We start from the raw sequence: 3,555 nt of genomic DNA, 5'->3' as shown, positions 1-3,555 counted from the left end.
GCACGACCTCGGCGATGCCCGCGACGTCGCCCTCCGTGGCGGCCTCCCGCAGGGCGAACCGACGGTACTCGGACTTGCGCGGCACCCCGTCCTCGAACACCACCAGCGAGGCCACCACGTCGGTCCCGCCCAGGTGGCTGATGTCCACGCACTCGATGCGCAGCGGCGCGGTGTCCAGCCCCAGGTACTCCTGCAGCTCGGACAACGCGGCCGACCGCGCCGTGAGGTCCCCGGCCCGGCGCAGCTTGTGCTGGGCGAACGCCTCCTCGGCGTTGCGCGCCACCGTGTCGGCGAGCTGCCGCTTGTCGCCCCGCTGCGGCACCCGCAACCGCACCCGCGAGCCGCGCAGCCGGGACAGCCACTGCTCCATCGCGTCGGCGTCGGCGGGAAGCGCGGGCACCAGCACCTCGCGCGGCACCGGTGAGGCGTCCGTGGGGGCCTCGGCGGCGAGATCGATCTGTTCGGCGTAGAACTGCCCGAGGAACTGCTCCACGAGCGCGGGCACGTCCATGTCCTCGACCTTGTCGATCACCCAGCCGCGCTGTCCGCGCACCCGGCCGCCCCGGACGTGGAAGACCTGGACCGCGGCCTGGAGATCGTCGTGCGCGAAGGCGACGACGTCGGCGTCGGTGCCGTCGCCGAGCACCACCGCCTGCTTCTCCATCGCCCGGCGCAGCGCGCCCAGGTCGTCCCGCAGCCGCGCCGCGCGCTCGAACTCGAGCTGCTCGGACGCGGCGGCCATCTCCCGTTCCAGCCTGCGGATCATCACGTCGGTGCGCCCGGCCAGGAAGTCACAGAAGTCGTCGACGATCTGCCGGTGCTCGTCCTCGGTGACGTTGCCCACGCACGGGGCCGAGCACTTGTCGATGTAGCCGAGCAGACAGGGCCGCCCGATCTGGGCGTGCCTGCGGAACACCCCGTCGGAGCAGGTCCGGGCGGGGAACACCCGCAGCAGCAGGTCCAGGGTCTCCCGGATCGCCCAGGCGTGGGCGTACGGGCCGAAGTACCGCACGCCCTTCTTCCGCGGGCCGCGGTAGACGTGCAACCGGGGATAGCGCTCGTGCGCGGTGACCGCGAGCACCGGGTAGGTCTTGTCGTCGCGGTAGCGGACGTTGAACCGCGGGTCGAACTCCTTGATCCAGTTGTACTCCAGCTGGAGCGCCTCCACCTCAGTGGAGACCACCGTCCACTCCACGCCCGCCGCCGTGGTGACCATCTGGCGGGTGCGCGGGTGCAGCCCGGACAGGTCCGCGAAGTACGAGTTCAGCCGCGCGCGCAGGTTCTTCGCCTTGCCGACGTAGACGACGCGCCCGGTGGGGTCGCGGAACTTGTACACCCCGGGCTCCTCGGGGATGCTTCCCGGGGCCGGACGGTAGGTGGACGGATCAGCCACGCTCCCAGCTTATGGCGGACGGCGACACCGCCGGTCGGCCCCCGTCACCGCGTGGCGGCACGCGCTAGGGCCCGGACGTACAGGCCGTTATACGCTTCGCGCGGTGCGGTGGAGGCGGTCGCGGGCGGCGTCCCACGGGTGTGCGATTCTCCCGGCATGCGCATCGCGACGTGGAACGTCAACTCCGTCGGCGCCCGGCTGCCGAGGTTGACGGCGTGGCTGCAGCGGGTCGAACCGGACGTGCTGTGCCTGCAGGAGCTCAAGTGCGGTGCCGAGGCCTTCCCCCGCGCCGAGGTCGCCGAACTCGGCTACGACGTCGCGTGCCACGGCGACGGCCGGTGGAACGGCGTCGCCGTGCTGTCCCGGGTGGGGCTGGCCGACGTCACCCGCGGCCTGATCGACGAGCCCGCCTACGACAACGCCACCCAGCCGCGCGCCGTCGGCGCGACCTGCGACGGGGTGCGGGTGTGGTCGGTCTACGTCCCCAACGGACGCGAGCCGGGGCACCCGCACTACGCCTACAAGCTGCGGTGGCTGGAGGCCCTGCACGGCACCGTGGCCGCCGAGGGCGGCGCCGACCGGCCGTTCGCGGTCCTGGGCGACTTCAACGTCGCCCCCACCGACGAGGACGTGTGGGACATCTCCCTGTTCACCGACTCCACCCACGTCACCGGACCGGAGCGGGAGGCGCTGACCGCGCTGACCGACGCGGGGCTGCGTGAGGTGGTGCCGCGGCCGCTGAAGTACGACCGGCCCTACACCTACTGGGACTACCGGCAGCTCGCGTTCCCGAAGAACAAGGGGATGCGCATCGACCTCGTGTACACCGACGGCACGCTGGCCGACGCGGTCACCGACGCCTACGTCGACCGCGAGGAACGCAAGGGCAAGGGCGCCTCGGACCACGCCCCCGTCGTCGTCGAGTTCGGTCGCTGACCGGTCGGTCGCCGACCGGCTCCGGTCTCCGACCGGCTCCAGTCTCCGACCGGCTTCCGTCTCCGACCGGCTTCCGTCTCCGACCGGCTTCCGTCTCCGACCGCCACGGAGCCGGTCCCCACGCCGTCCCGCACGGCGGCGGTGGGCGGTTGTGCTGTCCTGTCCGCGGTCCGGACCATGGTCGGGTGACCGGAGATTCGCAGGCATCGCTTTCCTCCCCGTCCGACCGCCCGCACACCGGGGACCCCCGGGTCTCCCCGTCCGGGCCCCCGACCTCCGGCCGCGCCGAGGCCGTCAAGGCCGCGGTGGCGGTGAGTGTGACCGTCGTCCTGTGGGCGTCGGCGTTCGTCGCCATCCGTGCGGTGGGCCACGACCTCTCCCCCGCGCCGCTGGCGCTGCTGCGCCTCGCCGTGGCCTCGGTGGTCCTCACGGTGCTGGTGACCGTGTCCCGGCGGCGGCTCCCGCGCGTGCCGCGGGGCCGGGTGCCGCTGCTGCTGACCGCCGCCTACGGCGTGCTGTGGCTGGCCGGCTACACCGTCGCGCTGAACGGCGCGGAACAGCACCTGGACGCGGGGACGGCGGCCCTGCTGGTGAACATCTCCCCACTGCTCGTGGCGTTCGCGGCGGGTGCGCTGCTCGGGGAGGGATTGCCCCGGCCGCTGCTGATCGGAGCGCTCGTGGGACTCGGCGGGGTGGCGGTGATCGGGCTCGGTTCCGACGGCCGCGGCGACCGGGTCGGGGTGCTGCTGTGCCTGCTGGCCGCCGTGCTCTACGCCGCGGGTGTGGTGATCCAGAAGATCACCCTGCGCCGGGTCGACGGCGCGACGGTCACCTGGTTCGGCTGCCTGGTGGCCACCGCCGCGCTGCTGCCGTTCACGCCCACCCTGCTGGCCGAACTCGGCTCCGCCCCGCCGGCGGCGGTGCTGGGCGCGGTGTACCTGGGCGCGTTCCCCACCGCGATCGGCTTCAGCACCTGGGCCTACGCACTCCGGCGCACGGACGCGGGCAGGCTCGCCGCGACGACCTACGCCGTGCCCGCCGTGTCCGTGCTGCTGTCCTGGGCGGTGCTGCACGAGGTACCCACCGTGTACGGCTTCGTCGGCGGCGCGGTCTGCCTGATCGGCGTCGCGATCGCCCGCTACCGGCCCCGGCGAGGCGCTCCGGCGGGCACACCCGCGCCGGCGACGGAGTCCGCACACGTCGACTCGCGGGCTTGAGACGTCGAC

3 protein-coding genes are annotated in these 3,555 nt (G+C 73.3%); 2 read left to right on the top strand and 1 reads right to left on the bottom strand.

The features are described from left to right. Positions 1 to 1,393: excinuclease ABC subunit UvrC (gene uvrC, locus ACTIR_RS24325; protein WP_034241011.1), on the bottom strand; the 1,393-nt coding region annotated here is incomplete at its 3' end. A 156-nt stretch (positions 1,394 to 1,549) separates the two neighbouring features. On the opposite strand from uvrC, the gene ACTIR_RS0118835 reads away from it, so the two are divergent. Together ACTIR_RS0118835 and ACTIR_RS0118830 are read left to right on the top strand one after the other, a co-directional pair. After that, on the top strand, positions 1,550 to 2,329 hold the full coding sequence (locus ACTIR_RS0118835; protein WP_026455438.1) for an exodeoxyribonuclease III: 780 nt from the start codon (positions 1,550 to 1,552) through the stop codon (positions 2,327 to 2,329). Positions 2,330 to 2,514: 185 nt separating this feature from the next. Beyond that, entirely contained in the window at positions 2,515 to 3,546 is a 1,032-nt protein-coding gene (locus tag ACTIR_RS0118830) for a DMT family transporter (protein ID WP_026455437.1), read from the top strand. Positions 3,547 to 3,555 lie beyond the last annotated feature (9 nt).

Source organism: Saccharomonospora iraqiensis subsp. iraqiensis, assembly GCF_000430445.1.
In the GTDB taxonomy this organism is placed as follows: Bacteria; Actinomycetota; Actinomycetes; order Mycobacteriales; family Pseudonocardiaceae; genus Saccharomonospora; species Saccharomonospora iraqiensis.
Note: the sequence above shows the minus strand (reverse complement) of the source record. Positions and strands in the feature narration are given on the sequence as shown.

Coding starts and splice junctions, on each gene's coding strand:
- ACTIR_RS0118835 (WP_026455438.1), top strand. CDS start 1,550: ATGCGCATCGCGACGTGGAACGTCAACTCCGTCGGCGCCCGGCTGCCG.